Below are 25797 nucleotides of genomic sequence, written 5' to 3'. Positions count from 1 at the left end.
CTCCCTCTACCCGCCCCCCGCTGCTCACTCCCCGATGCTCAGCGCGATCTTGCCGGCCGTGTGCCCCTCCATGGAGGCGCGGAAGGCGTCCGCGGCCTGCTCGAGGGGGAAGGTGCGTGCCACGTCCACCCGCAGGGACCCGGCCTCGACGAGCTCGGCGAGACGGGCGAGGTCCGCGGCGTCGGGGCGCACCCACATGTAGGCGCCGCCGGCGCCGGCGACGGTCGGGTCGGCGATGGAGGCGTGGCGGCCGCCATCGGCGAGCACGGCGAGGGTCTGCTCGAGGACCCCGCCCACGTAGTCCACGACCACGTCGGCGCCCTCCGGCGCGAGCGCGCGGACCCGGTCGGCCAGGCCGTCGCCGTAGGCGACCGGCTCGGCGCCGAGCGCACGCAGCCGGTCGTGGTTCCGCTCGGAGGCGGTGCCGATGACCCGGGCGCCGAGCGCGGCGGCGATCTGCACGGCGAAGGAGCCGACGCCGCCGTTCGCGCCGTGGACGAGCACCGTGTCACCGGCGGAGACGCCGAGACGGGTGAGGGTCTGCCAGGCGGTGAGCCCGGCGAGCGGGAGGGAGGCGGCCTGCTCGAAGCTGAGGGAGGCGGGCTTGCGGGCGGCGGTGCGCACGGGCACCGTCATCTTCTCGGCGAAGGAGCCCTGCTGGATCCAGTCCTTGCGGGCGTAGGCCATGATCTCGTCGCCGACGGCGAACTCGGGCGCGTCCAGTCCCACCGCCTCGACGACTCCGGCGACGTCCCAGCCGGGGATCACCGGGAAGGTGGTGGTCAACAGCGGATCCAGGCCGCCGGACATCACCTTCCAGTCCACGGGGTTCACGCTCGCGGCGCGCACGCCGATGCGCACCTCCGCGGGGCCGAGCTTCGGCTCCTCGACCTCGCTCAGGGTCAGGTTCTCGGGTCCGCCATAGCTGCTGTAGGTGATCGCCTTCATGGGGACGGACAACGCGCACCGCCCGGCCCGCATTCCTGCGGGACGGGCGGTGCGCCGGTGATCACGATGGGCGCGTGGTGCGCACTCACGGCCGACGCTCACTGCGGGGCATCCTCCTCGGGGAAGAACACCTCCTCGATGCGGGTGCCGAAGAGCCGCGCGATGGCGAAGGCGAGCGGGAGGGAGGGGTCGTACTTGTCGTTCTCGATGGCGATGACGGTCTGGCGGGAGACGCCGAGCTCCTTGCCGAGCTCCGCCTGGGACCAGCGCCGCTCGGTGCGGCGGGCCTTGATGTCGTTGCGCATGGCGAGCCCCTCTCAGCGGTAGCGGACGACGGAGATGACGGTGCCGACGACCCAGCCGAGCATCAGGATCGAGAAGGCGAAGATCCAGTTGAGTGCCGGGAGGAAGAAGAACTGCAGGAACCCGACGGCGAGGATCAGGGGCACCGACGCGGCGAAGGCGATGAGGATCGCCTCGGCGATCTTGCGCTTCTCGAACTCGTCGGCGCTGCGGTACATCCCCACGTTCGCCCAGGCCATGAGGCCGGCGGCGGGGAGGACGAGCAGGGCCGGCAGCCAGGCGGGGATGGCGCTGCCGTCCACGGCGACGGCGAGGCTGAGGGCGATCGCGTACAGGACGATGCCGGCGACGAAGCGGGCGACGAAGGCGCGGTTGGCGCGGGATCGCGCGGAGCGGGCGGGGCGGCGGTCGGTGCTGTTCATGCCTCGAAGGTACAGAGTCCTTGACATAAGAGTCAAGGGTCCTTGACAAGAAAAGTCAACGTCCCTTGACTTCGCTAGTCAAGGAGCCTTGACCTCCCGGACTCGCCGCGATACGCGGCCTCAGCCCCGGACGTCGAGCTCGCGCTGCACCCAGGCGGGGTCGTCGGTGGTGATCGAGTCGGCGCCGCAGGCGAGGGCGATCTCGAGCTGCTCGGGATGGTTGATGGTCCAGGGGTTCAGCGCGAGACCGGCCTCCTTCGCGGCGCGGGCGGCAGCAAGACTGAGGCCGTCGATCGACGGCCCGATCCCGGTGGCGCCGAGCTCCACGGCGGTGGCGATGGCCTGCTCGTCGATGGTCTCGACGAGGTAGGAGACGGGGGTGTCGGCGTCGCGGCGGATCTCGGCGAGCGCCTCGGCGTGGAAGGAGATGACGGTGGAGGCGGCGGCCGGGGAGTCGGCCGGCAGGCGCTTCAGCAGCTCGGCGACGGCGCGGGCGGCGGCGGGGGCCTTGACCTCGATGAACACCGGCACCGACGTCATGGTCAGCAGCTCCTCGAGGGAGGGGACCTTCTCGCCGTCCTCGAGGACGACCTCGTCGAGCTCGGCGCGGGTGAGCTCGCCGAGCGCGCCGGTGCGCCGCGGGGAGTCCGCGGCGGCGGTGCGGTCGATGGTCTCGTCGTGCATGACGACGATGTGCCCGTCGGCGCTCAGGTGCACGTCGCACTCGAGCAGTCCGGCGCCATCCTCGATGGCCCGACGGAACGCGGCCAGGGTGTTCTCCGGCGCGTGCGAGGCGGCTCCTCGGTGGCCGACGATCGCGGGGCGGGCGGCGGACGGGACGGGCGGGGCGGTCATGGCTCTCCTCGGGAACGGGTGGCGCGGGCTGGACGGGATGGACTCGCGGTGCTGGCCGATGCTGCGGACCCCTGGATCTTCGCCGGGGCCGGGGTCACACTGGGGGTCCGCGCTCCGGCACGGCGCACGGTACCCGGCGACGAGGTCGGGGAGGGCCCGCTCGCGGTCCGGGAAGGGGAACATCGCATGTCGGGGAAGGAAACGCACCGCACAGCCACCGCTCCTCCGGGCCGACGCGCGCTGGCCGCGCTGGCCGGACTCGCCGCCGCCACGGCCCTGCTGGCCGGATGCGGAGGGGCCCGGGAGGCGGAACCCGCCTCCCCGTCGGCCGATGAAGCGACCTCCACCGCCGCGACCGCCAGCCCGGCAGGGACCGCGACGGACTCCGCCACCGACGACCCCGCGACCGACGACGGTGCCACGGACCCCGCCACCGACGACCCGACCACCGACCCGGTCACCCGCGACCCGGACTCCGACCACGCGATCGACGAGGAGCTCTTCGAGGGGACCTGGGGTTTCGGGCACGACGAGAAGGTCCTCGACGCCGACCAGCTCGCGGCCGTGCTCCAGCGGGAGGCGCTCTCGCGCGGTCCCGAGGGGATGAGCCTGGAGGTCCGCTGCGAGGACGGGGTCGACACCTCGATCCCGGACTACGAGGCGGACTGCACCGCCTACGCGGACGAGGGCGTCGCGCATGCCTGGCACGTCACCGTCGGCCCCGCGGACGCCGGGATCGGCGGCGAGGTCGAGAACGTCCCGGGCGGGGAGGGAACCGGCAGCGACAAGACCGACGGGGACGACAGCGCCGCCGGGGTGCTCGACGGGCCCTCCGAGCCGCAAGGACTGACGGGCCTGAACTTCTTCCGAGGCACCTGGGACGTCGCCACCGACCACACCTCGCTCGACCCCGCGAGCCTCGGGGACCTCCTCACCGAGCACGTGGGCCAGCACGGCCCACAGGACGTCAACATCCTGGTGACCTGCACGGATGCCGTGGACCTCTACACCGCCGACCTCGAGGCCGACTGCACCGCCGTCGAGGTCGGGAGTGCGCGGCACCCCTGGCACGTCACGATCGACGCCGCCGGAGAAGGGATCGAGATCTACGTCGAGAACCTCGGCTGAGGATCACGCACGACCGTCGGCCGCCCGCCGACCCGTCGGTCGCCCACCCCCTGACATCCGCGCCCGGCGGGACTAGGGTCCACACCATGAAGATGAGCACCGATCTCGAGAAGAAGTTCCAGGACCAGATCACCCTGGAGTTCGCCGCGTCCATCACCTACCGCCAGCTCGCCATCGAGGCGGACGAGCAGGACCTCCCGGGCATCTCCGCCTGGCTGCGCCACCAGGCCGACGAGGAGATCGTCCACGCCAACAAGTTCATCCAGCACGTCTCGGACCGCGGCAACCACGCCGCGATCGACACCATCCCCGCCCCCGGCGTCACCCCCGGGCTGTCGGTGCTGGAGATCTTCGAGGCCGCACTCGCCCACGAGGAGAAGGTCTCCGAGGCGATCCGCGAGCTCTACCGCAGCGCCGACAAGGAGGGCGACTACGATTCCCGCCCGCTGCTGAACTGGTTCGTGGACGAGCAGATCGAGGAGGAGGCCACGGTCTCCGAGATCATCGGCCGCCTGAAGCTGATCGGCGACGACGGCTCCGGCCTGCTGCGCCTGGACTCCGAGCTGGGCCAGCGTCCCACCGAGTCCACCGAGGCCGACGAGAGCTGAACTCCCCGTCCACCCCGCACCCCTCGCGGCCCGGGTGCCCGTGTCACACTGGCGCCCGGGCCGCGATGCCGCCGCCCCGCCGCACACCCCGGAGGTCACCATGCCGCAGCCCCAGAACTCCCCCTACCTCACCTTCCCCGGCAACGGCGCGGAGGTGCTCGAGCACTGGCGCGATCTCTTCGGCGGCGAGCTCGAGGTTCAACTCTACGGAGACCTCCCCGACCTCTCCGGCTTCCCCTTCGCTCCGCCGCCCGGCGCGGTCGCGCATGGCACGCTGACCGGTGGCCTGCTCACGGTCTCCGGCGGTGACGGGATCGCGGACGCCGGCCAGGAGCTCCCGCCGCTCGGCTCGGACGTCTACTCCTTCCTCATCGGCCTGGACTCGGTCGAGGAGGCTCGGGCGCTGATCGCGAAAGTCACCGGCGCGGGCGGCAAGCTCGCCATGCCCTTCGAGCTCGCACCCTGGGGCGACCACTACGGCCAGGTCCTCGACCGCTTCGGCGTGATGTTCGCGCTCGTCGTCGCCGGAGACCACGGCCCGGCCTGATCCCACAGGCCCGATCCCGCCGGGGCCAGATCCTGTGGGCCCGCCCCAGCCGCCGCCAGCCCGCGCACAGCCCCGCGGGTCTATGATGATGGAATATTCAACGACTTCGACGGGTTGGTGACGCCATGCGTGCTTTCGGATTCCTCAGCTTCGGCCACTACGGCGGCAGCCCCGCCCAGGGCGGGATCACCGCCCGCCAGATGCTCCACGACGCGATCGACATCGGTGTGGGCGCGGACGAGCTCGGCGTGAACGGCGCGTACTTCCGCGTCCACCACTACGCCCGCCAGTCCGCCTCCCCCATGCCGCTGCTGTCCGCGGTTGCCGCGCGCACCCAGCGCATCGAGGTGGGCACGGGCGTGATCGACATGCGCTACGAGAACCCGCTCTACCTCGCCGAGGAGGCCGCGGCGCTGGACCTCATCGCCGACGGCCGCGTGGCCCTCGGCATCTCGCGCGGCGCTCCCGAGGCGGCCGAGCGCGGCTGGGAGTCCTTCGGCTACACCGGCTCCAGCGACCCGCGCGGGGCGGACATCGCGCTGTCCAAGTTCGACGTGTTCCTGAAGGCCATCCAGGGTCATCCGATGACCCGCGCCGCCGCGCAGCCGTACATGTCGGACGCGCGCCCGCATGCACCGCTGGCGATCGAGCCGCAGTCCGAGGAGCTCATCCGCCACATCTGGTGGGGTGCCGGCTCCCGCGCGACGGCCGAGCGGACCGGGCAGATGGGCCTGAACCTCATGAGCTCGACCCTGCTCACCGAGGCCACCGGCGCCGCCTTCGGCGACCTGCAGGCCGAGCAGATCGACGTGTTCCGCGAGTCCTTCAAGGCCGCCGGGCACACCCACGCCCCGCGCGTGTCCGTCTCCCGCAGCGTGTTCCCGATCGTCACCGAGCAGGACCGTCGGATCTTCGGCATGCGCCCGGGCGAGGACTCCGACCAGATCGGCATCATCGACGGCACCCGCTCCACCTTCGGCCGCTCCTACACCGGCGAGCCCGATCAGCTCATCGAGCAGCTGAAGGCCGACGCGGCCGTGCAGTCCGCGGACACCCTGCTGCTGACCATCCCCTCGCAGGCCGGCGTGGACCTGAACCTCCACATCCTGCAGAGCTTCGCCGAGCACGTCGCCCCGGCGCTCGGCTGGAAGCCCAGCACAGAGGGCCCGGTCCAGGGCGATCCCGTCGCCTGACGCAGGGGGCCGGGCGCGCTCGCGCTCCCCGCCGACGGTGCCGGGCAGGCACGGCCATGCCCGCGTACGCTCGCAGGATGCTGCGCATCGCCACGGTCAACGTCAACGGGATCCGCGCCGCCCAGCGGCGCGGGTTCACGGACTGGCTCACCGGTCGCGGCCTCGACGTCGTCGCCCTCCAGGAGGTCCGCGCGCAGGCCGACAAGCTCCCCGGCGACGCCTTCGGCGACTTCCACGTCGCCGCGGACCTCGGCACGATCCCGGGTCGCAACGGCGTCGCGGTCCTGACGCGCGAGGCTCCCGCCGCGGTGCGCACGTGGAGCGGCGAGGCGCTGGTGGGCAGGGCGCCCGCGTGGGGCGACGGCGAGTCGTCGGGCGACAGCCCCTCGTCGGCCGGGTCTCCGTCGGTCGGGTCTCCGTCGGTCGGGTCCCCGTCGGCCGACGAGGGCCTCGCCCCCGCCCCCGCGCCCGATCGCGTCACCCTTCCCCTCGCCCTGCGGCCCTTCGCCCTCCAGGGCCGCTACCTCGAGATCGATCTCGCGGACGCGCCCCTCACCGTCGCGAGCCTGTACCTGCCCAAGGGCGGTCTGCCGGCGGAGATGCAGCGTCCGGAGCGGATGCGCGAGGCCCCGGACGGCGGGGCGCGCTACGCCCGCAAGATGGCGTTCATGGACGGCTTCGCCGCCTATCTCACCCGCACCCGCAGGGCGGCTCTCGCCGACGGCCGCGAGTACCTACTGATGGGCGATCTGAACATCGCCCACACCCGCCAGGACCTCGCCAACTGGCGCAGCAACCAGAAGAACGACGGCTTCCTGCCCGAGGAGCGGGAGTGGCTGGGCGCGCAGCTCTCCCCGCGCACGCTCGTGGACGTGGTCCGCACGCTGCACCCGGGCGAGGACGGTCCCTACTCGTGGTGGTCCTGGCTCGGCGGTGCCTTCGCACGGGACACCGGCTGGCGCCTCGATTACCACGTGGCCACGCCGCGCCTGGCCCGTGCCGCCGTGCACGATGCGGTGGATCGTGAGGTGGACGGGCAGCGGCTGTCCGATCATGCCCCGGTGGTCGTGGACTACGCCTGGCCCGCCGCCGACTGACCCCGCCCGAGGAGCATCTGACCAGGGATCCCGTCCCCTCCGGCGACCCGGGTACATCCCCGGGCACCCCCGGCGCGTCGCGCGGGGACGACCGTAGAGTACGGAGGTGGGCGCCGGTCGGTGCGCTCGTCCCGCACCAGCTCGAAGGACCGCGATGCCCTCGCCGCAGCCCGCCGCCCCGGCCGCACCCCGCCCTGCGCGGGGCGGAGCCGTCGCGACCGGCACCGAGGCCTCGCGCCGCCTCCTCGCCCCCACGGCCGACGCCCGGGCGCTGACCCTATGGGGCTCCTCCTCGATGAGCTCGGAGGGCGGGGACCAGTCCACGCCGCTCGCGGTGCGGATCCACGAGCACCTGGCGCTCGCCGCCGCGCCCGCCGCGGTGCACCCCTTCGGCGTCGGCGCGACCCGCTCCCCGCACACCGTGCTGATGCGGGGCCTGGACACCCCGTCCCTGCGTCTCCTCGGCGCGGCGGACCCCGACACCGGCGAGGTGGCCGTCGAGCTCGACTCCGGTCTCGCCCCCGCCGGTCCGCTGCGGATGCCCGGCGCAGTCGATGGGGTGCCCGGCACCCTCGACGGCACCCGCGGCACCTGGGCCTTCGTCCCGGACGATCCTGCCGCGAAGGTCCCGGAGGGCGTGTTCCGCTCGGCCCTCGCCGCGGTCGCCGCCGGGTCCCGCCAGGTGCTGTGGATGGGGAGGAACAACATCCTGCAGGTGGAGCGGGTCCTCGAGGACACCCAGCGCGTCCACGACGCGGCGGAGGATCCCGAGGCGGACAGCCTCGTGCTCGGCCAGTGGACCACCGCCCACGACCCCGTGGGCTCCGACACCGCCGAGGCCGTCGCCGAGGTCAATGCCGAGCAGGCCGCCCGCTACGGCGACCATTTCCTCGACCTCGGCGCGCTGCTGACCTCCGAGGAGGGGCTGTGCTGCCCGCCGCTCGCCCCGCTGCGACTGCTCGAGCAGGCCGACACCCAGGGTTCCCTCTCGCTGAAGGTGGTGCCCGCGGCCCTGCGCGCCCCGGACGGCCTGCACCTGAACGGCTGGGGGAACCTGGCGGTGAGCTGGGCGATCGTCCAGCGGATGCGGGAGCTGCGATGGCTGTGAGACGACCTCCGGCTCCGCGCCTGCGCCCCGGACGTCCCGGCGTCACCCCGGTGCCGCCTGTCACGACGCCGCCCGCCGCCGACACCGAGTTGTGTACGAATTCCTTCCAGGAACGTGGAAGCGATTCGTGCACAACCTCCGCGAAGCCCCTCGCCGGCTCGACTCCCGCGGCTGCACCCACCGCGACCGCACCCACCACCCCCGCTCCCGCCCGCCCCCGTCCGCGCCGCCGCACGGTCCTCGTCGCGGGCGCCGCCGCGGTCGTGGTGCCCGTCGGCGCAGCCGCCGTCGCGCACCGCAGTGCCTCGACCAGCGCCTTCACGGATGTGGCTGCGGGCTCCGAGAGCGCTGACGCGATCCGCTGGGCGAGCGACACCGGTGTGCAGCCGCCGCTGACCGCCACGGCCTACGGCCCGGAGGAGCCGGTCGCCCGCAGAGACCTGGCGCTGGCCCTCCACCGCTTCGCCGGCTCCCCCACCCTCGACCTCGCCGCCGCCCCGGCCCTGTTCAACGACCTGCCGGACGACGACGCGCAGGCCACGGCACTCGCCTGGCTGCACGGGCGCGGCGCGCTGTGGGGAGATGCGGAGCTGCGGGTGCGCCCGGCGGAGACCGCGACCCGCGACGAGGCCGCGATGATGCTCGCCGCGCTGCTGCGCCCGGCGCTCACGGCCGTCGGGGCGCGCTGGGACACGGGCACCCTGCCCGAGCAGGCCGACGGCGCCGACGACGCGGACCTCACCGCCCTCGCCGATCTCGCCTGGCTGACCGCCGCTGGCATGGTGCCGACCGCTGAGCTCTCCGGGGCCCATGACGGCGCGGCCCCCGTGACCCGGCAGGAGCTCGCCGTGGCCCTGCACCGTGCCGACCGGGTCGTCGAGGACGCGCTCGGCTGACCACCCCGTCGGCCGACACCAGCCCACACGACACCCGCGCACACGACACCGCACCCGCTGTTACCTGCCCGTCACAGCACGCGCTTAAGGTGGGGCGCATGTCGACGACGCCTGCCCATGCCGCGTACCTCCGCCACCCCGATGTGCGCGGTGACACGATCACCTTCACCGCCGCGAACGATGTGTGGCTCGCCCCGCTCGCGGGCGGGCGCGCCTGGCGGCTGACCGACGAGGGCGCCCCCGTCGGCTACCCGCGCTTCTCCCCCGACGGCGACCACATCGCCTACACCTCCCGCACCTCCGGCGGCCCCGAGGTGTGGGTGATCTCGGCCGAGGGCGAGACCACACCGCGCCGCCTGACCCACTGGGGTCGGCCCGCCACGAAGGTGGTCGGCTGGCTGGCGGACGGCCGGGTCCTGGCCACCACCAGCTACGGCGCCCCGATCGCGCGCGACGCCCAGCTGTGGGCGATCGACCTCGAGGGCCGCGCCGAGCTGCTGCCGCTGGGCCGCAGCGGCGAGCTCGCGATCCATCCCACCACCGGCGCCACGGTCGTCGCCAACCCGTGGCGCCGCGACCAGGCCTCCTGGAAGCACTACCAGGGCGGCACCGCCGTGAAGCTGTGGATCTCCCGGCAGGACGTGCCGCTGGACGCGCCCGCCGCCGAGCACGCCGCGCGCTCCTGGGAGCCGCTGCTGGACGACATCCTCGCCTCGAAGCTGCGGATCGCCTGGTACGGCGACCGGCTGCTGTTCGCCTCGGACACCCCCGGGCCCGGCGCCGCGCTCACCGACCGCGCCTCGGGGAACCTCTGGTCGATCGCGGCCGACGGGTCCGACCTGCGCTCCCACACCTCCTTCACCTCCGAGCAGGGCTACCTGCGCGAGCCCGCGACCGACGGCACGACGATCGTGTTCAGCTCCCGCGGGCGCCTGTACGCGATGGACTCGTTGGACGCGCAGCCCCGCGAGATCGAGGTGCTCGCCTCGGGCGTCGGCGCCGCGCGTCTGCCCCGCCCCGCCTCCCCGAGCAGGAACCTGCTGGCCATGCGGCCGGTGCACGACGCCCGCTCGTCGGTCGTCGAGTGGCGCGGCAGCGCCCACGCCCTCACCCATCGCGGCGGCCCGGCCCGCCTGCTCGCCGGGACCTGCGGGCTGCGGCTGCGCGAGGTGCGACCGCTCGGCCGCTCGCCCTTCGCCCTGTTCGTCTCCGACGTCGCCGCGCAGCGCGACCGCGAGGAGGGCGGCGTCGGCTCGGACATCCTCGCGCTCGCCCGCCTGGACGGCGGCGGCGAGGAGATCCGCCTGGACCTCGGCGAGGTGGGGCGCATCCTCCACGCGCTCCCCTCCCCCGACGGCTCCCGCATCGCGATCACCAGCCACGACAACGTGGTGCGCCTGGTGACCCTGCGCGGTCTCACCGACCCCGCCAGGAGCACCTCCGCCTCGGGTTCCGCATCGTCCATCGGGTCGTCGTCCACCGGGTCGTCCGCCGAGCAGACCGGCTGGGAGACCGACGCCGAGCACGCGATCGAGGCCCCGCGCCTGGACTCCGTGCGCGAGATCGGCCGCTCCGGCGGCGGGGAGGTGCGGGACCTGGCCTGGTCGCCCGACGGCCGCTGGCTGGTGTGGGCCGAGCCGAACTCCTGGCAGCTCTCGCGCCTGATGATCTCGGACACCGTGGACGCCGAGCCCACCGGCCGCGCCCTCACCGCCGGGAAGTACCTCGACTCCGCCCCGGCCTTCAGCGCCGACGGCAAGCACCTGGCCCTGCTGAGCCTGCGCACCTTCGAGACCGTGTACGACGACATGGTCTTCGACCTGGGCTTCGTCAACGCCGAGCGGCCCTTCCTGCTGCCGCTCGAGCGCAGCACCCCGGACCCCTTCGGACCCCATCCTGACGGCTGGGGCGCGGGGCCCGAGGCCGCCGAGAAGCCCGGGGCGCCCGGGACCGGTGGCACGTCGGCCGACGGAACCCCCGCGGGCGGCGCGACCGACGGCTCCGGCGCGAGTGCCGCCCCGACGGCGAGCGCCGCGGCGAGCGCGGCCGCGTCGGCCGAGGCCTCCTCGAAGCCGGCGACCTCCTCCTCCGCGGCGGGGGCCGACGAGGCCTCCCGGCCGCCGGTCACCACGATCGACCTCGACGCGGTCGAGTCGCGGCTCGTGCCCTTCCCGGTCGTCTCCGGCTACTACTCGCACCTCACCGCGGTGACCGGCGGCTTCGTGTGGCTGCGCCATCCCCAGCAGGGCGTGCTCGGCACCGCCCGCGCCGGGGTGAAGGGCGATGCCCCGGAGCCGACGCTCGAGTTCTGGTCGCTCGCGGACCGCAAGCTCACCGTGCTCGCCGAGGGGGTCACGGACCTGTCCGTCTCCGGCGACGGCGAGACCCTCGTGATCCGCCAGGGCGAGAACTGGGTGCAGGTCCCCGCGACCCGCAAGGCCGAGGACGAGGACCCCGCCCGCATCGTCATCGACACCTCCCGCCTGCGCCTGACCGTCGACCCGGTCAAGGAGCGGCGCGGCATGCTGTGGGACAACTACCGCCTCATGGCCCAGCAGTACTGGCGCGCGGACATGGACGGCATGGACTGGCACGCCATGACCTCCTGGTACGACCCGGTGATCGAGCGCCTGGTCACCGAGGACGACTTCCAGGACATGATGTGGGAGGTCCAGGGCGAGCTCGGCACCTCGCACGCCTATGTGCAGGGCGCGGTGTACAAGGCCGATCCGCCGATGCTCCCAGCCCATCTGGGGGCCGACGTCGAGCAGCGGGACGGGAAGTGGGTCATCACCCGCATCCTGCCCGGCGACTCCTCGGACCCGGACGCCCGCTCCCCGCTGCTCGCGCCCGGGGTCGGTGCGCAGGTGGGCGATGCGATCGTGCGCGTGGACGGCCGGGAGGTGGGTCCCGAGGGCGTGGAGGCCGCTCTCGTCGGCGCCTCCGGCAAGGCCACCGAGCTGGTGCTGCTGCGCGACGGGGCCGAGCACCGGGTGGCCGTGACCCCGCTCGGCGACGACTCCGAGCTGCGCTACCAGGCGTGGGTCGAGTCGCGCCGCGCCCTGGTCGCGGAGCTGTCCGGCGGACGCCTCGGCTACCTGCACATCCCCGACATGGTCTCCTCCGGCTGGGCGCAGATGCACCGCGACCTGCGCGAGGCGACGACCAAGGAGGGCCTGGTCGTGGACGTGCGCTACAACAGCGGCGGCCACACCAGCCAGCTGGTCACCGACCGTCTCGCCCGCCGCGTGCTCTCCTGGGACTACCCGCGCCACGAGCGGCCGGGCACCTACCCGCAGTCCGCGCCGCGCGGCGCGGTGGTGCTGGTGACGAACCAGGAGGCCGGCTCCGACGGCGACATCGTGAACGCGGTCTCGCGCGCGCTGAAGATCGGGCCGATCATCGGCACCCGCACCTGGGGCGGCGTGATCGGCATCGACGGCCGCTACGACCTGGTCGACGGCACCGGCGTCACCCAGCCGAAGTACGCCAGCTGGTTCGAGGGCGAGGACTGGGCGATCGAGAACTACGGCGTCGAGCCCGACATCGAGGTGCCGCTGCCCCCGAACGCCTGGGTGGCCGGGGACGACCCGCAGCTCGCCCGCGGAGTCACCGAGGCGCTCGCACTGCTGGAGGAGACGCCCGCCGCGACGGCGCCGCCCCTACCCGCGCCGCGCTTCGCCCCGCGCCGCGAGGACTGAGCGGGCGCTGCTGAGCGGGCGCTGCTGAGCAGGATCGCCCGAGCGGGCCCGGGACTCCCGGCCCTGGCTGGTCGGGTCCGCCGTCCGTACCCTTGGGGGTACCGACGGCGGGCCCGGCCGATGGGGGCGCCCCCGTCGACGGCCGCCCAGCGCCCCCGGATCCGGAGGCCCGCGATGAGCACCGACGACCGACTGTCCCCCCTGCCCGTCGAGCCCGAGGCCCACGACATCGGCGTCCTGGTGGGCTACGACGACTCCGAGCACGCGGTGCAGGCGCTGCACTTCGCCGCCGTCCTCGCCCTGCGCGCGCACTCGCGCCTGACCGTGGTCTCCGCGTACACGGTCCCGCCGATGGTCTACCCGAACATGGCCTCGCTGCCGCCCGTGCCCGAGAAGGAGGCACGGGAGCTGGCGACCCGGCAGATCCTCGATTCCGCCGAGGCGCATCTGCGCGGCTACCCCGGTGAGGTGGTGCTGCGGGCTGTCGAGGGCGATGCCGCCGGGGTGCTCGTGGAACTCTCCTCGCGGGCGACGATGTCCGTGGTCGGCGCCCGCGGTCGCGGCGGCTTCCTGGGCCGCCTGCTCGGCTCGGTCTCCGCGGCCCTGCCTGCGCACTCCCACTGCCCCACCATCGTGGTCCCCAAGAGCTACGTGGTCCCGGGCGGCACCGGGCCGGAGCGCTTCGCGAGCGAGGGCGGGATCGCCCCGGTGGTGCTCGGGATCGACGGGACCCCGCCGCGCGAGCTCACCGAGGTCGCGCTGAAGGTCGCCGCCGACGCCGGCGCTCCCCTGCACCTGCTGCTGGTGCTGCCGCCGCTGGAGACCTGGATGGCCTCCGCCCAGGCGATGGTCCCGGACAAGGAGATCCTCGAGCGGCGCCGCGACGAGCTCGCCGAGGAGATCCGGCGCGAGGCGCTGGCGCTCACCGAGGCCACGCCCGGGGTGACGGTCACGGCGGGCGTGGAGATCGGGGATCCGGCGGGCCGGCTCGCCGAGCACTCCCGCACCGCGCAGCTCACGATCGTCAGCACCCGCGGGCACGGTCGGATGGTCAGCGCACTGCTGGGCTCCGTCTCCCGCGGTCTGCTCGAGCGGGCCGAGGGCCCGGTGATGGTGGTGCCGGCGCCGGACCACGTCCGCCACGCGCCGCGCCGTCCGCGCTGAGGCGGGGCAGGACGGGGTCGGCGGCAGGGCGGGTTCGGACGCAGAGCGGAGCGCGCTCTGACAGACTCGTCCCGCACGCCGACATCCCGCCGGCCCGCACCCCAGGAGGGCCCATGACCACGCAGCAGCCGAGCACAGGGCAGCCCGACAGCCAGCAGCCCGACATCGACACCCGCATCCAGGACCTGCTGGTGCGGGCCGAGATCGCGGAGGACCTGCTGGTGATGGAGGTGGATGTCGCCGGCACCGCCGCGCAGCTGTGGCAGGCGATCACCGATCCCGCCCGGCTCGCGCAGTGGTCGCCCGTCGTACCCGACCGCGTGCTGCACTCGGTGGGCCCCGCCCTCTCGCGCGAGAACCCGGAGGACGACCCGGTCACGGCCGACGTCCTCGCGACCGCCGGCGACCACGCCCTCACCCATCGCTGGGGCGAGGCGACGGTGGCCTGGGTGGTCGACGACGGCCAGGTGGACCTGCAGATCACCCTGCCGGACGTGCAGCAGGCGCAGTACTTCGCGGCCGGCTGGCACGTGTGCCTCGCCGTCCTCGACGCCCAGCACTCCGGGGAGGAGCAGGCGCGGATCGTGGGGATGGACGCGCTGGACCACGGCTGGGACGCGCTGCGCGTGAGCTATGCCGAGGAGTTCGGCCACCCCGTCGGCCCCGCCCCCGGCGAGGACGCCTGAGCCCTCAGCCGTCCAGCGGGTAGTCGACGAACGCGAAGGCCGAGCCGTCCGTCGCCCAGCCGGGCACGTTCAGCGTGCCCTGCCCGCCGAAGAGGGTCACGAGCGTGCGCGGCGCGTCCCATTCCTCGCCCTCGACCAGGCGCAGCTCCACCTCGAGGTCGGCAGGGTGGCCGGTCGTGCCGGGCGGGAAGCTGAGGTAGACCGTCACCTTCCGGTCGGGGCTCGGATGCGGGAACCAGTTCACGCGCTCGTCGCGGGTGAGCTGGGCCAGCTCCGTGCCGTCAGGACGCACGCGGGCGATCTGCGCGTGGCCGGGGACCTCGGAGAACTGCTCGGTGTTCAGCAGGATCCACTCGCCGTCCGGGGTGAACTCGCTGCCGTCGGCCGGTCCGGGGTGGGTGGTCACGGCGCGGTCGCCGGTGCCGTCCACGCCGATCAGCCGGATCGTCGCCGCGGCCCACCAGTCCTCCCCCTCGAGGCGCAGGTGCACGTAGGCGAGGGTGGTCCCGTCGGGGCTGACCCCGTGGAGGAAGTGCAGGCCGCCGTCCTCGGGCGTGATCCGACGCGGCGCGCCCGCGGCCGCTCCGCCGTCCGGAGCGGACCCCAGCGGTACCTCCCACACGTGGAAGTCGTTGCCGGAGGCGTAGACCGCGGAGCCGTCCGGGGCGAGGACGTGGTCGTTGTTCACCGGCGGCAGTCCCGGCACGTCCAGCACCTCCGGGGCCGAGGACAGGGCGGTGGTGAACTCGGTGTCGCCGATCCGTGCGGTGACCGGGATGCAGCCCCAGCCGTAGCTCGCCTCCCGCGCGATGGCGGCGATCGCGTCGGCCGCCTCCTCGGGCATGCGCGCGAAGAGGTACGGCGGCGGTCCGCGCCACTCGAGGGTCGGCGCGCGGACGCTGAGATCCATGCACGGAAAGTAGCCCTCACCCCGCGCAGGGGCCCCGACGGGGAAGGTTCCACGGTCGGGACCAACGGCCGGACGGTGCAGCGCCCCGGTGCCTACGATGAGGGGACCGACGGCGGAGTCGATCACGGGGGCATCCCCGTCGGCCTCTGGAAGCCCCCGGCCCAGGAGGCCGAGATGTCCGACAACGACACCGCCCGCTCCGTCCCGTCCGCCGACCTCGGCGATCGCCCGCTGGGCGTGCTCGTCGGCTACGACGGCTCCGACCAGGCCGAACAGGCCCTCGTGTACGCCGCGCGCGCGGCGCAGCGCGCCGGCTCCCCCCTCACCGTGGTCACCGCGTACACCGTGCCGACCATGGACTACGCCGAGGCGGCACTCACCCCGGTGGTCCCGCCGGAGGTCGCCCGTCTGAACGCCGCCCGCGAGCTGCTGGACCAGGCCCGCGAGCACCTGCGCGGCTACTCCGGACAGCTCGACCTGCGCACCGAATACGGCGACGCCGCCGGGGTGCTGGTGGGCCTGTCCTCGCAGGCACGGCTCGCCGTGGTCGGTGCCCGTGGCCGCGGCGGCTTCCTGGGCCGGCTCCTCGGCTCGGTCTCCTCCGCCCTGCCCGCCCACGCCCACTGCCCGACGGTGGTCGTGAACCGCGGCTACGACGTCGGCGAGGGCGCGGACCGCTTCGCGCCGATCGAGGACGACGCCCCGGTCATCGCGGGTGTGGACCGCTCCGCGCACGCGGACCTGGCCCTCGCCCACGCGATCGAGGCCGCGGAGGGCCGCGGATGCCCGCTGCACATCCTCATGGTGATGCCGCCGCCGGACGACTGGGGCGGCTCCTACACCGCCTGGCTGCCCGACCCCGCGGTCCTCGAGCAGCACCGCGTCACCGCGGAGCGGGGCCTTGCCCGGGTCGCCGAGGAGCTCAGCGCCGCCCACCCCGGCCTCACCATCACCTCCGAGGTGATCGTCGCCGATCCGGCCGAGGAGCTCGTCAAGCGCTCCGGCGGTGCGCAGCTGACCGTGCTCGGCACGCGCGGCCACGGCCGACTCACCAGCACCCTGCTCGGCTCGGTCTCCCGCGCCGTGCTGCAGCTGGCCGAGGGGCCCGTCATGGTGGTGCCGAACCTCGATCCGCAGCGCGCGCACAAGGACTCCCAGCGCCCCCGATGAGCCGGGCGAGCCGATGAGCGCAGGGCCCGTCGGCCGCGGATCCCGCCGTGGATCCCGTCGGCCGACGGGCCCTTCCGCGCGCCGCGAGCCCGGGCCGCCGCGAGCGGCAGCCGGCCGTGGCAACCAGTGGCGAAGCCCCCGACGGGCCCGCATCGTCCCCCTATGCTGGCCACACAGCCCGCGCCCCCGCATCGCAGCCCTCCGGCGCGCAGGCCACCCGACGATCGCAGGAGATTCCCGATGCCCCGCTTCAACATCTCGGTCGACGACGCCCAGGGTCCTCTGGTCGTCGGGATCGACATCGGCTCCGGCGGCACCCGCGCCGCCGTGTACGACGTCTCCGGTCGCGAGGTCGGCAAGCTCAACCACAAGGAGGAGCACGCCTTCACCGTCGACGACGACGGCACCTCCACCATCGACGCCGACCAGATCGTCGAGGAGATCCGCACCTCGCTGCACAAGGTGCTGACGTCGGACAAGCTCCCCGGCGAGGTGCTCGCCATCGGCTTCGACACCTTCGCCTCCTCCCTCGTCGCGGTCGACGCCGCCGGCAACGCCCTGACCCCGTGCATCACCTACGCGGACACCCGCTGCACCAGCCACGTCGACGTGCTCGCGCAGTCCCTGGACGTGGACGCCCTCCACGAGCGCACCGGCGCCCGCCTGCACTCCTCCTACACCGCCCCGCGCCTGGCCTGGCTGCGCGAGTCCGCCCCCGACGTCTTCTCCCGCACCGCGCGCTTCATGGCACTCGGCGAGTACGTGGCCTTCAAGCTGCTGGGCACCCCGGCGCTGGGCACCGCGTCGGCCGCCTGGTCCGGCATGATCGACCGCCGCACCGGCGAGTACGTGCCCGAGCTGCTGGACGCCGTGGGCGTCGAGGCCTCGATGATGGGCACCGCCCTGGATCCCTCGGATGCGCTGCCCGTCGCGGACACCCCCCTCGCCGCCGAGTTCCCGCTGCTCGCCACGGCCGTGTGGGTGCCGGTGATCGGCGACGGTCTGGCCGCGAACCTCGGCATCGGCGCGCTCGGCACCGGCACCTGGGGCATCTCCACCGCCACCTCCGGCGCGATCCGCCAGCTGCTGGACACCGAGATCCCCACCCTCCCCCGCGGCCTGTGGGCCTACCGGGTCGACGCCCAGCGCACCCTGGTCGGCTCCGCGATGAGCGACTGCGGCCGCGTGCTGGACTGGTGCCGCAACGAGCTCGCCATGCCCTTCGACATCGACAAGACCGACACCGCCACCCTGTTCTCCGGCCCGCCCTCCAACGGCACACCGCTGGTGATCCCCTTCTTCTCCGGCGAGCGCGGCACCAAGTGGCGCGGCTCCTCCCGGGCCCTGTTCGCAAACGTCGGCGCGTCCACCACCTGGAAGGACATGCTCCTCGGCGCGATGGAGGGCGTGGCCCTGTCGTTCCTGCGCATCGCCGACCAGATGAAGGAGGCCGGCGGCGAGCCCGAGCGGATCGTGCTGTCCGGCGGCATGACCGGCGCGGTCCCCGGCTGGCTGCACCTGCTCTCCGACGCGCTCGCGATGCCGATCGACCACGTCGCGGTCTCCCGCTCCACGATGCGCGGCTCCGCCGTGCTGGCCCTCGAGCAGGCGGCCCCGGGCGTGGCCGTGGCCGAGGCCCCGGTGCTCACCCGCGTCGAGCCCGTCCTCGCCCACCAGGACTACTACCGCGAGCGCCTCGAGCGCTTCGAGAAGCTCGCCGACCTGGCCTGAGGCCCCGCGCACGAGAACGGCGCCCTCCCTCCGCACTGGAGAGAGGGCGCCGTTCTCGATGCGGCCTCAGTCTCAGGGCCGCGGGAGGCGCTTCTCCTCGGCGACCACAGCGACGATCAGCGGGTCGTCGCCCGCCACGTCGATCAGGGCCAGCAGCGCCGCGACGCGCTCGGTGTCGTCGGACAGCGCGGCCGCCTCGGCGATCTCGGCGCCCTTGGGGTCCTGGACCTCGTGGCCGGCGGCGACGCGGTCGGTGACCCAGGCGGTCCACGCGGCGACGGCCGCGACCTCGCCGGGGGCCTTGTCCGGGCCGCCGGACTCGGCGATCACCGGCAGCGCCCGCACGGGGAGCTTCGCGGTGCCGTCGGCGGCGATGCGGATGAGGTTGTCCGCCAGGCGCGGGTTGCGGAACCGCTCCTCGAGCGCGGCGGTGTAGTCGTCGAGCTCCTCGGCGGGCAGCGGCAGGGTGGCGCGGGCCTCGCTCCACAGCTGCTCGACCAGGGCGCGGACGTCCTTGTGGGCGATGGCCTCGTCCACGCGCTCCACGCCCGCGACCTGACCGGCGTAGGCCATGAGGGTGTGGGCGCCGTTGAGCAGGCGCAGCTTGCGCAGCTCGTGGACCTCGATGTCGTCGGTGAACTGCACGCCCGCCTTCTCCCACTCGGGGCGGCGGCCGCGGAAGCGGTCCTCGACGACCCACTCGGAGAAGGGCTCGGTGACCACGGGGACGGAGTCCTCGAGGCCGACCTGCTCGCGAACGGTCTCCGAGGCGTTCTCGTCGGCCGACGGGGTGATGCGGTCGACCATGGTGGAGACGACGTCGACGTGGTCGTCGAACCAGGCGAGCGTCTCCGGATCGAGCTCGGCGCGCACGGCCTGGCCCAGCACCTCGCCGTTGCCGGTGAGGTTGTCGCAGGAGACCAGGGCGATGGGCTCCTCGACACCGTCCTCGCGGCGGGCCTTCAGGCCGAGCGCGATGCGGGCGGGGGCGGAGGTGGCCGGGTCGCTGCCAGCGGAGTAGCCCTTCTCGGTGATGGTCAGGGTAACCACGGCGGTGAAGGGATCAGCGAGGAGGCCGACCAGGGCGTCGACGTCGGAGGCGGGGTGCACCTCGTCGATGACGTCGACGACGCTGACCTCGTCACCCTCGCGGCCGCGCACGATCAGGCCGTACTTGCCGCCCTGGGCGTTGAGCGCATCGGCCATGCGGGCGGAGCGGCCGGTGAAGGCGACCACGGACCAGCCGCCGGCGACGGCGGTGTTGTACAGGGTGTGGGCGCGGGCGAAGTTGCCGATGCCGAGGTGGACCAGGCGGCCGACGTCGGAGGCGGTGGGGGCGTTCATCCGAGGATCTCCTCTCAGGCGGACTCGCCGAGGCGGAAGACCTCGCGAGGCTGCTGCGTGGGCAGGGTGGCGACGAGCTCCTCGGCATCCTCGAGACGGATGCGGTGCTCGGCGACCAGGCCGGCCAGGTGGGTCGCGTCGATGCGGCGCGACATGTCGTGGCGCGCCGGGATCGAGCAGAAGGCGCGGGTGTCGTCGATGAATCCGCTGGTGCGCGAGTAGCCGAGGGTCTCGGAGACGGCGCGGCGGAAGCGGAGGATCGCGTCCGGCGAGTCGATGAACCACCACGGGGCCCCGGCGTAGACCGAGGGGTACACGCCGGCCAGCGGCGCGATCTCGCGGGAGAACACGGTCTCGTCGATCGTGAACAGCACGGTGCGGAAGCCCGGGTGGTGACCCACGTCGTTGAGCATCGGGCGGACGTGGCGGACGTAGTCGACGGCGACGGGGATGTCGAAGCCGACGTCGGCGCCGAACCTCTCGAACATCTTGTCGGAGTGGTTGCGGGAGACGGCCGGGTGCAGGGTCATCACGAGCCCGTCCTCGGCGGCCAGACGGGCCTGGTCGGCGAGCAGGTGGCGGCGCAGCGCGGTGGCCTCGTCGGCCGAGATGCGGCCCTCGCGGGCGGCGGTGTACAGGCGGCGGGCGTCCTCGAGCGCGAGGCGCTCGGTGCCCGGGTCGATGTGCGCGTGGTCCGAGGAGACCGCGCCGTGGTCGCGGAAGTAGAGGCGGCGCACGCGCATGGCCTCGAGGTGGCCGTCGTAGGTGCCGGTGTCCACGCCCGCGGCCTCGCCGAGCGCGTCGGCGAGGGCGACGAAGTCCTCGCGGCCGGGCTCGAGGTACTTGTCCGGGCGGAAGGTGGGCAGGACGCGGCCGGTGAAGGCCGTGTCCGCGGCGAGGGCGTCGTGCGGGGCCAGGTCGTCCACTGGGTCGTCGGTGGTCGCCATGATCTCGATCTTGAACTGGTCGAACAGGGCGCGGGGGCGGAACTCCGGGCGGGTGAACTTCTCGGCGATCTCGTCGTACATCGCGTCGGCGGTGCGCGGGTTCAGCACGGTCTCCAGGCCGAAGACCTCGTAGAACTCGTGCTCCATCCAGTAGCGCGAGGGGGTGCCGGCGTAGGCGTGCCAGTGCTCGGCCAGGAGGTGCCAGGCCGTGCGGGAGGCCTTCTCGTCCAGCGGGCCCTGGTTCACGCCGAGGTCCGCCAGGTCCACGCCGCGGGCGTGCATGAGGCGGTTGACGTAGTGGTCGGGCGTGATGAAGAGCGAGGTCGGATCGTGGAAGGGCTCGTCGTCGAGCAGCAGCCGGGGATCGACATGGCCGTGCGGCGAGACGATCGGCTGGTCCTTCTCCAGCTCGTAGAGGCTGCGGGCGATCCCGCGGACAGCCGGGTCCGCGGGAAGGAGTCGGTCGGGGTGCGGAACGAAGGCGTCGTTGCTCATGGCCCCATCCTCGCAATCACTCCGTGACCCGACGGGCGGTTGTCACAGGTTGCCGGGGTCACAGCGCGTCATACCAGGCTGGGGGCCCAGCTCGCGCGGCCCAGCGCCGCCGGCTCAACAGCCCCGGCTCAGGGCACCTCGCGGGGCCCGGTGGTGCCGCGCGGCACGAGCCGCACGGGCAGGGAGCCCTCGACGGGGGTGCGATGGGCCGACGGGTTCTCGATCCTGCGCACGAGCCGCTCCACGGCGGCGCGGCCCTGGGCGCGCTTGGGGCTGACGACGGTGGTGAGCCCGCCGCCGACCAGGCGGGAGAGCTGGATGTCGTCGTGGCCCATCACCGACAGCTCGCCGGGCACCCGGATCCCGGCGCGCAGGGCGGAGATGAGGAAGCCGAAGGCGACCAGGTCGTTGTAGCAGACCACTGCGTGGGGCAAGGAGTCGCGCAGCTCCTCGAAGGCTTGCTCGCCGCCGGAGGTGGTGGGGGCGAAGGGGCCGTGGCGCTGGATCTGCAGGCCGTGCTGGCGGGCGGCCATGCGGGCGGCGCGCCACCGCTCCCCGTCGGACCAGGAGTTCACGGGCCCGGCGACGTAGGTGACGGTGCGCAGCCCGTGCTCGGCCAGATGCGCCATCGCCTGGCCCATGCCGTGCTCGAAGTCGGGGGTCACCGAGTCCAGTCCCGCGACGCGGCGGTTCATGACCATGACGGGGATGCGCTTGGAGAGGTGGTTCAGGGTCGCGTCCGACAGTCGCGTGCCGGACAGCACGATCCCGTCGACCACGTTCACCGCGCTCTCCAGGCTCGAGCGCTCGCGGGCCTCGTCCTCGACGGTGTCCAGCAGCAGGAGCAGGAAGTCCTGCTCCTGGGCGGCCTCCTGCATGCCGGAGACGAGCTCGGCGAAGTAGGGGTTGGTGAGGTCGGGGACCTCGATGCCGAGGCGGTGGTGGCGGTGGCCGCGCTCCTGCGAGGGCGGGGCGGAGGTGCGGTAGTCCAGCTCCTTCGCGGCGGCCATGACCTTGGCGTGGGTGGCGGCGCTGACGCGGCCGGGCCGGGAGAACGCGCGGGAGACGGTGGACGGGGCGACCCCGGCCTGCTTGGCGACGTCGTAGATCGTCACGCGCTTGCCCGCCATGCGTGCGGCTCCCTCCCGCCTCTGCGGCGGCTCCTGCGCCCGATGCGCTGAGGGACGATCCTACCCCGACGATGGGGCAACCGGCGGCAACATCCGAGGTCCGGCGCGGGTCGCGCTGCTCGCGCCGCGGCGCGCCCGGGCCGGACCGTGGGGGTGCGTCAGTGGGTCCCGCCGAGCTCGACGAGGAGCACGCCGACGACGATCAGCCCCATCCCCGCGAGCATGGTCCGGGTGAGCGGCTCGTGGAACAGCACGCGCGAGAGGACGGCGGTCGCGACGATCCCCGCTGCGGTCCAGATCCCGTAGGCGACCCCGAGCGGCATCCCCGCGGAGAGGGTGGCGGAGAGCAGCCCGAAGGCGATCACGTAGCCGAGCGCGACCGGGATGTACGCCCAGCGCCGTCCGGTCGCGGCGACGCGCAGGCACAGGGTGGCGGCGACCTCGGAGACGATCGCGCCGGCGAGCAGCAGCCAGCTCATGCGCGCTTCTCCCCGCGGTCATCGGTGATCCCGGCCTCGAGCTCGTGGAGCAGCTCGGCCTCCCCACGGGAGCCGAGCGCGGTCGCCCCCGCGAGCCACTCGTCGGCCGCGAAGGGCGCGCTCGGACCGGCCGACGGGTCGGCCGACGAATCGGCCGACGGGTCATCCGACCGATGGGCGCCGGCCTCGTCGGCTGCGGCAGCCTCGTCGGCCGCCGCCTCCCGCCGCGCCTGCTGGGAGCCGAGCTCGACGACCGCGACCCCCGCGGCGATCAGCACGATGCCGGTGATCTTCAGGGCGGTGAGCGACTCGCCGAAGAGCAGCGCCGAGGCGCCGGCGGTGAGGACCACGCCGCTCGCGCCCCAGATGCCGTAGGCGACGCCGAGAGCCATGCTCCGGCTGAGCACCTGGGCGAGGAGCACGAAGGTGAGCAGGTAGCCGGCGACGACCACGCCGTACAGCGCGGGGTGGTCGAGCGCGCCGCGCAGGGAGAGGGTGGCGGTGACCTCGGAGAGGATCGCCGCGACGAGCAGCATCCAGGTGGTCATGCCGCACCCCTGCCCTCGACGAGGACCCCTTCGGCGAGCGTGCGCAACGCGGGCGCCTCGTCGGCCGAGGTCTCGAGCAGCCCGCTCGCGCGGTCGAACCAGAGCCCGTCGGCCATGAGCCGCACGGCCAGCAGGCGCGCACGCCGCGGCGCGGGGGCGTCCGCGGGGACGAGCAGCCAGCGCTCGATCTGACCCTGCCAGCGCTCGGTGAGCGCGACGCGCAGGTGCGGGTCGGCGAAGATGACGAGGTCGGCGGCGGAGAGGTCGGCTCGACAGGCCCAGTCGAGATAGGCGAGGACGCGCTGCTCGGCGGAGATCTCGCCGGGGTTCTCGCCGGTCATCACCGCGACTTCGGCGAGCATCTCGCGCTCGTAGCGCTCGGCGATGCGCTCGAGCACGGCCGCGAGCAGCTCCTCCTTGGTGGCGAAGTGGTACATCAGCCCGGGCTTGGTGACCCCGGCGGCGCGGGCCGCGGAGTCGAGGGTGAGGGTGCCGTCCGCGCCGAGGTGTGCCTCGGCGGCGGCGAGCATCGCCTCGCGGGCCGACGGGCGGTGCGCGGGGCGCGCGGGATCGGCGGGTGCCATGGAGCCTCCTCCGGAGTTGTCGGGAACGCGACTTACTTTACTTGCCGGTCGGCTAAGTAACGCAGGCCCCGAGAGGCGTCGCGTGCGTCACGAGGGGCTCGAGCCCCGCTCACTCTTCCGGCGCGGGGGCCCAGCGGGCGATCTGGGCGGCGAGGTGGCCGGCGCCGTAGCCGTTGTCGATGTTGACCACGCCGATGCCGGGCGCGCAGGCCGAGAGCATGGTGAGCGCCGCGGTGACGCCGCCGCTGGCGACCCCGTAGCCGACCGACGTGGGCAGGGCGACGACGGGCGCGCTGATCTGACCGGCGACCACGGTGGGCAGCGCCCCGTCCATCCCGGCGGCGACGACCACGCAGGCGGCCTCGCGCAGCTCGGGCAGGCGGCCGACGAGCCGGTGGAGCCCCGCGATGCCGATGTCGGCGATAAGGCGGGTGGGGCGGCCCAGGTAGCGGGCGGTGAGCTCGGCCTCGCGCGCGGCGGGCAGGTCGCTCGTGCCGGCGCAGGCCACGATCACGAGGCCGCCGGTCTCCGCGGGCGGCTCCGCGGGCCAGGCGAGCAGGCGCGCGGCGGGGTCGTGGAGGGCGCCGGGCAGCGCCTCGAGGACCACCGCGGCGCGGGCCTCGTCGGCCCGGGTGAAGAGCACCGGGCCGAGGTCCTCGCGCCCGGCCGCGGCCAGGCGCGCGTACTCGCCGGCGATCGCGGCGACCTGCTCGACGCTCTTGGCGTCGCAGAGCACAGCCTCCGGCGCCCCGCGGCGGCGGGAGCGGTCCAGGTCCAGCTCGAGCAGGCCCTCGATGCGCCCGTCGGCCGCACCGTCGCCGCCCGCGCCCGGCGCGTCTGCGCCCAGCGCGCCCGCGCCGTCAGCCACGCGCACCCTTTCCGACGATCTGGAGGGAGAACAGGCCCGAGCGGATGCCATCGAGGTCGATCGTGACGTGCTGGAAGCCCGCCTCCTTGCCGGCGGCGACGAGGGCCTCGCGGATCGCGGGCTCCATCGCGCGGGGCAGCTCGTCGGTGGGCAGCTCGATGCGGCCGACGGCGCCGTGGTGGCGCACCCGGCAGTCGCTGAAGCCCTGCTCGTAGACGACGTCCTCGAGGTCGTCGATCTGGCGCAGCTTCTCGGGGGTGACCTCCTGGCCGAAGGGGATGCGGGAGGCGAGGCACGGGGCGGCGGGCTTGTCCGCGACCGGGAGGGAGAGCTGCCGGGCGACCTCGCGGACCTGCGACTTCGTCATCCCCACGACCGAGAGCGGACGCAGCACCCGGTGACGGGTGGCGGCGCCGGCGCCGGGCCGGTCGTGGCGGGTGGCGTCGTCGGCGTTCTCGCCGTACGCGACGGCGTCGAGCGCGTGCGCCTCGACGACCTCGTCGCCGATGCGGGTGAACAGCTCGTCCTTGCAGTGGAAGCAGCGAGCGCCGTCATTCTTGCGGTACTCAGGATTCTCGCCCTCGTGGGTGTGCACCTCGGTGACCTCCACGCCGATCACGGCGGCGACCTGGTGGGCCAGGCGCCGCTCGCGGCGGGCGAGGGAGGGCGAGACTCCGAGGAGCGCGACCACGTTCTCTTCGCCGAGGGCGCGCACGGCGAGCGCGAGCAGGGTCGCCGAGTCGACGCCGCCGGAGTAGGCGACGCCCAGGCGGCGCACCCCGGCGAGGTCGGCGGAGACCGCGTCGGCCAGGGCGAGCGCCTCCCCGTGCAGGGACTCGGGGGTCATCCGCTCGGCCTCGAAGCCGGGGTGGCCGGGGCCGAACAGCGAGGTCGGGGCCTTGGGGGCGGTGCCGAGCGTGAGCGACACAGGGCCG

At 74.0% G+C, this 25797-nt stretch carries 25 protein-coding genes; 12 read left to right on the top strand and 13 right to left on the bottom strand.

Going from position 1 to position 25797, the window contains the following annotated elements; translation table 11 throughout:
• Positions 1 to 24 precede the first annotated feature (24 nt).
• The 4 genes from HNR70_RS14595 to HNR70_RS14580 form a co-directional block, all read right to left on the bottom strand.
• Positions 25 to 948, bottom strand: a complete 924-nt coding sequence (locus tag HNR70_RS14595) for an NADP-dependent oxidoreductase (protein WP_184326293.1) — start codon at positions 946 to 948, stop codon at positions 25 to 27.
• A 98-nt stretch (positions 949 to 1046) separates the two neighbouring features.
• Positions 1047 to 1253: a helix-turn-helix transcriptional regulator gene (locus tag HNR70_RS14590; RefSeq protein ID WP_184326292.1), complete on the bottom strand. Its 207-nt coding sequence runs from the start codon at positions 1251 to 1253 to the stop codon at positions 1047 to 1049.
• 12 nt (positions 1254 to 1265) lie between these two features.
• Positions 1266 to 1673, bottom strand: coding sequence for a hypothetical protein (locus tag HNR70_RS14585; protein WP_184326291.1), 408 nt, complete (start codon positions 1671 to 1673; stop codon positions 1266 to 1268).
• Between the two features lie 120 nt (positions 1674 to 1793).
• Positions 1794 to 2528 carry a glycerophosphodiester phosphodiesterase gene (locus tag HNR70_RS14580; protein ID WP_184326290.1) on the bottom strand — a complete coding sequence of 245 codons (735 nt, stop codon included), beginning with the start codon at positions 2526 to 2528 and terminating at the stop codon, positions 1794 to 1796.
• A gap of 186 nt (positions 2529 to 2714) precedes the next feature.
• Between HNR70_RS14580 and HNR70_RS14575 the strand changes: the two genes are divergently transcribed.
• The 10 genes from HNR70_RS14575 to HNR70_RS14530 all read left to right on the top strand — a co-directional run bounded on the left by HNR70_RS14575 (position 2715) and on the right by HNR70_RS14530 (position 14656).
• On the top strand, positions 2715 to 3656 hold the full coding sequence (locus HNR70_RS14575; RefSeq protein WP_184326289.1) for a hypothetical protein: 942 nt from the start codon (positions 2715 to 2717) through the stop codon (positions 3654 to 3656).
• Positions 3657 to 3742: 86 nt separating this feature from the next.
• The gene (locus tag HNR70_RS14570; RefSeq protein WP_184326288.1) at positions 3743 to 4264 is read left to right on the top strand and encodes a ferritin; all 522 of its coding nucleotides are present in this window, start codon (positions 3743 to 3745) and stop codon (positions 4262 to 4264) included.
• A gap of 100 nt (positions 4265 to 4364) precedes the next feature.
• A complete protein-coding gene (locus HNR70_RS14565) occupies positions 4365 to 4811 on the top strand; it encodes a VOC family protein (protein ID WP_184326287.1) in 447 nt (148 codons plus the stop codon).
• 125 nt (positions 4812 to 4936) lie between these two features.
• The gene (locus HNR70_RS14560; protein WP_184326286.1) at positions 4937 to 6004 is read left to right on the top strand and encodes an LLM class flavin-dependent oxidoreductase; all 1068 of its coding nucleotides are present in this window, start codon (positions 4937 to 4939) and stop codon (positions 6002 to 6004) included.
• A 77-nt stretch (positions 6005 to 6081) separates the two neighbouring features.
• Positions 6082 to 7101 carry an exodeoxyribonuclease III gene (locus HNR70_RS14555; protein ID WP_184326285.1) on the top strand — a complete coding sequence of 340 codons (1020 nt, stop codon included), beginning with the start codon at positions 6082 to 6084 and terminating at the stop codon, positions 7099 to 7101.
• 154 nt (positions 7102 to 7255) lie between these two features.
• Entirely contained in the window at positions 7256 to 8209 is a 954-nt protein-coding gene (locus tag HNR70_RS14550; protein WP_184326284.1) for a hypothetical protein, read from the top strand.
• A gap of 266 nt (positions 8210 to 8475) precedes the next feature.
• Positions 8476 to 9105, top strand: a complete 630-nt coding sequence (locus HNR70_RS14545) for a hypothetical protein (protein WP_184326283.1) — start codon at positions 8476 to 8478, stop codon at positions 9103 to 9105.
• 98 nt (positions 9106 to 9203) lie between these two features.
• On the top strand, positions 9204 to 12806 hold the full coding sequence (locus HNR70_RS14540) for a S41 family peptidase (RefSeq protein ID WP_184326282.1): 3603 nt from the start codon (positions 9204 to 9206) through the stop codon (positions 12804 to 12806).
• A 174-nt stretch (positions 12807 to 12980) separates the two neighbouring features.
• Positions 12981 to 13970 (top strand): universal stress protein, encoded by a 990-nt coding sequence (locus HNR70_RS14535; RefSeq protein WP_184326281.1) that lies wholly within the window; start codon positions 12981 to 12983, stop codon positions 13968 to 13970.
• A gap of 113 nt (positions 13971 to 14083) precedes the next feature.
• Positions 14084 to 14656, top strand: a complete 573-nt coding sequence (locus HNR70_RS14530; protein ID WP_184326280.1) for an SRPBCC family protein — start codon at positions 14084 to 14086, stop codon at positions 14654 to 14656.
• Between the two features lie 4 nt (positions 14657 to 14660).
• On the opposite strand, the gene HNR70_RS16090 is transcribed toward HNR70_RS14530, so the two are convergent.
• Positions 14661 to 15566, bottom strand: a complete 906-nt coding sequence (locus HNR70_RS16090; RefSeq protein WP_184326279.1) for a DUF1905 domain-containing protein — start codon at positions 15564 to 15566, stop codon at positions 14661 to 14663.
• Between the two features lie 174 nt (positions 15567 to 15740).
• Here HNR70_RS16090 and HNR70_RS14520 point away from each other — a divergent pair, with 174 nt between their 5' ends.
• Together HNR70_RS14520 and HNR70_RS14515 are read left to right on the top strand one after the other, a co-directional pair.
• On the top strand, positions 15741 to 16736 hold the full coding sequence (locus HNR70_RS14520; protein WP_184326278.1) for a universal stress protein: 996 nt from the start codon (positions 15741 to 15743) through the stop codon (positions 16734 to 16736).
• A gap of 240 nt (positions 16737 to 16976) precedes the next feature.
• Positions 16977 to 18467 carry a gluconokinase gene (locus tag HNR70_RS14515; RefSeq protein WP_184326277.1) on the top strand — a complete coding sequence of 497 codons (1491 nt, stop codon included), beginning with the start codon at positions 16977 to 16979 and terminating at the stop codon, positions 18465 to 18467.
• Between the two features lie 72 nt (positions 18468 to 18539).
• On the opposite strand, the gene HNR70_RS14510 is transcribed toward HNR70_RS14515, so the two are convergent.
• The 8 genes from HNR70_RS14510 to larE form a co-directional block, all read right to left on the bottom strand.
• Positions 18540 to 19811, bottom strand: coding sequence for a mannitol dehydrogenase family protein (locus HNR70_RS14510; protein WP_184326276.1), 1272 nt, complete (start codon positions 19809 to 19811; stop codon positions 18540 to 18542).
• 14 nt (positions 19812 to 19825) lie between these two features.
• Complete coding sequence (uxaC, locus tag HNR70_RS14505; protein WP_184326275.1) at positions 19826 to 21253, bottom strand: glucuronate isomerase; 1428 nt, start codon at positions 21251 to 21253, stop codon at positions 19826 to 19828.
• Positions 21254 to 21381: 128 nt separating this feature from the next.
• Positions 21382 to 22383, bottom strand: coding sequence for a LacI family DNA-binding transcriptional regulator (locus HNR70_RS14500; protein ID WP_184326274.1), 1002 nt, complete (start codon positions 22381 to 22383; stop codon positions 21382 to 21384).
• A 158-nt stretch (positions 22384 to 22541) separates the two neighbouring features.
• A complete protein-coding gene (locus HNR70_RS14495; RefSeq protein WP_184326273.1) occupies positions 22542 to 22862 on the bottom strand; it encodes a DMT family transporter in 321 nt (106 codons plus the stop codon).
• On the bottom strand, positions 22859 to 23410 hold the full coding sequence (locus tag HNR70_RS16430) for a DMT family transporter (RefSeq protein ID WP_184326272.1): 552 nt from the start codon (positions 23408 to 23410) through the stop codon (positions 22859 to 22861). Before HNR70_RS16430 ends, HNR70_RS14495 begins: the two co-directional genes overlap by 4 nt.
• Positions 23407 to 23994 carry a TetR/AcrR family transcriptional regulator gene (locus tag HNR70_RS14485; protein ID WP_184326271.1) on the bottom strand — a complete coding sequence of 196 codons (588 nt, stop codon included), beginning with the start codon at positions 23992 to 23994 and terminating at the stop codon, positions 23407 to 23409. The genes HNR70_RS16430 and HNR70_RS14485 overlap by 4 nt, the downstream gene beginning before the upstream one ends.
• A 109-nt stretch (positions 23995 to 24103) precedes the next feature.
• Positions 24104 to 24862 (bottom strand): nickel pincer cofactor biosynthesis protein LarB, encoded by a 759-nt coding sequence (larB, locus tag HNR70_RS14480; protein ID WP_312857689.1) that lies wholly within the window; start codon positions 24860 to 24862, stop codon positions 24104 to 24106.
• Entirely contained in the window at positions 24855 to 25709 is an 855-nt protein-coding gene (gene larE, locus HNR70_RS14475) for an ATP-dependent sacrificial sulfur transferase LarE (protein ID WP_184326722.1), read from the bottom strand. The genes larB and larE overlap by 8 nt, the downstream gene beginning before the upstream one ends.
• Positions 25710 to 25797: the final 88 nt, after the last annotated feature.

Source organism: Brachybacterium aquaticum (assembly GCF_014204755.1).
Taxonomy (GTDB): Bacteria; Actinomycetota; Actinomycetes; order Actinomycetales; family Dermabacteraceae; genus Brachybacterium; species Brachybacterium aquaticum.
Note: the sequence above shows the minus strand (reverse complement) of the source record. Positions and strands in the feature narration are given on the sequence as shown.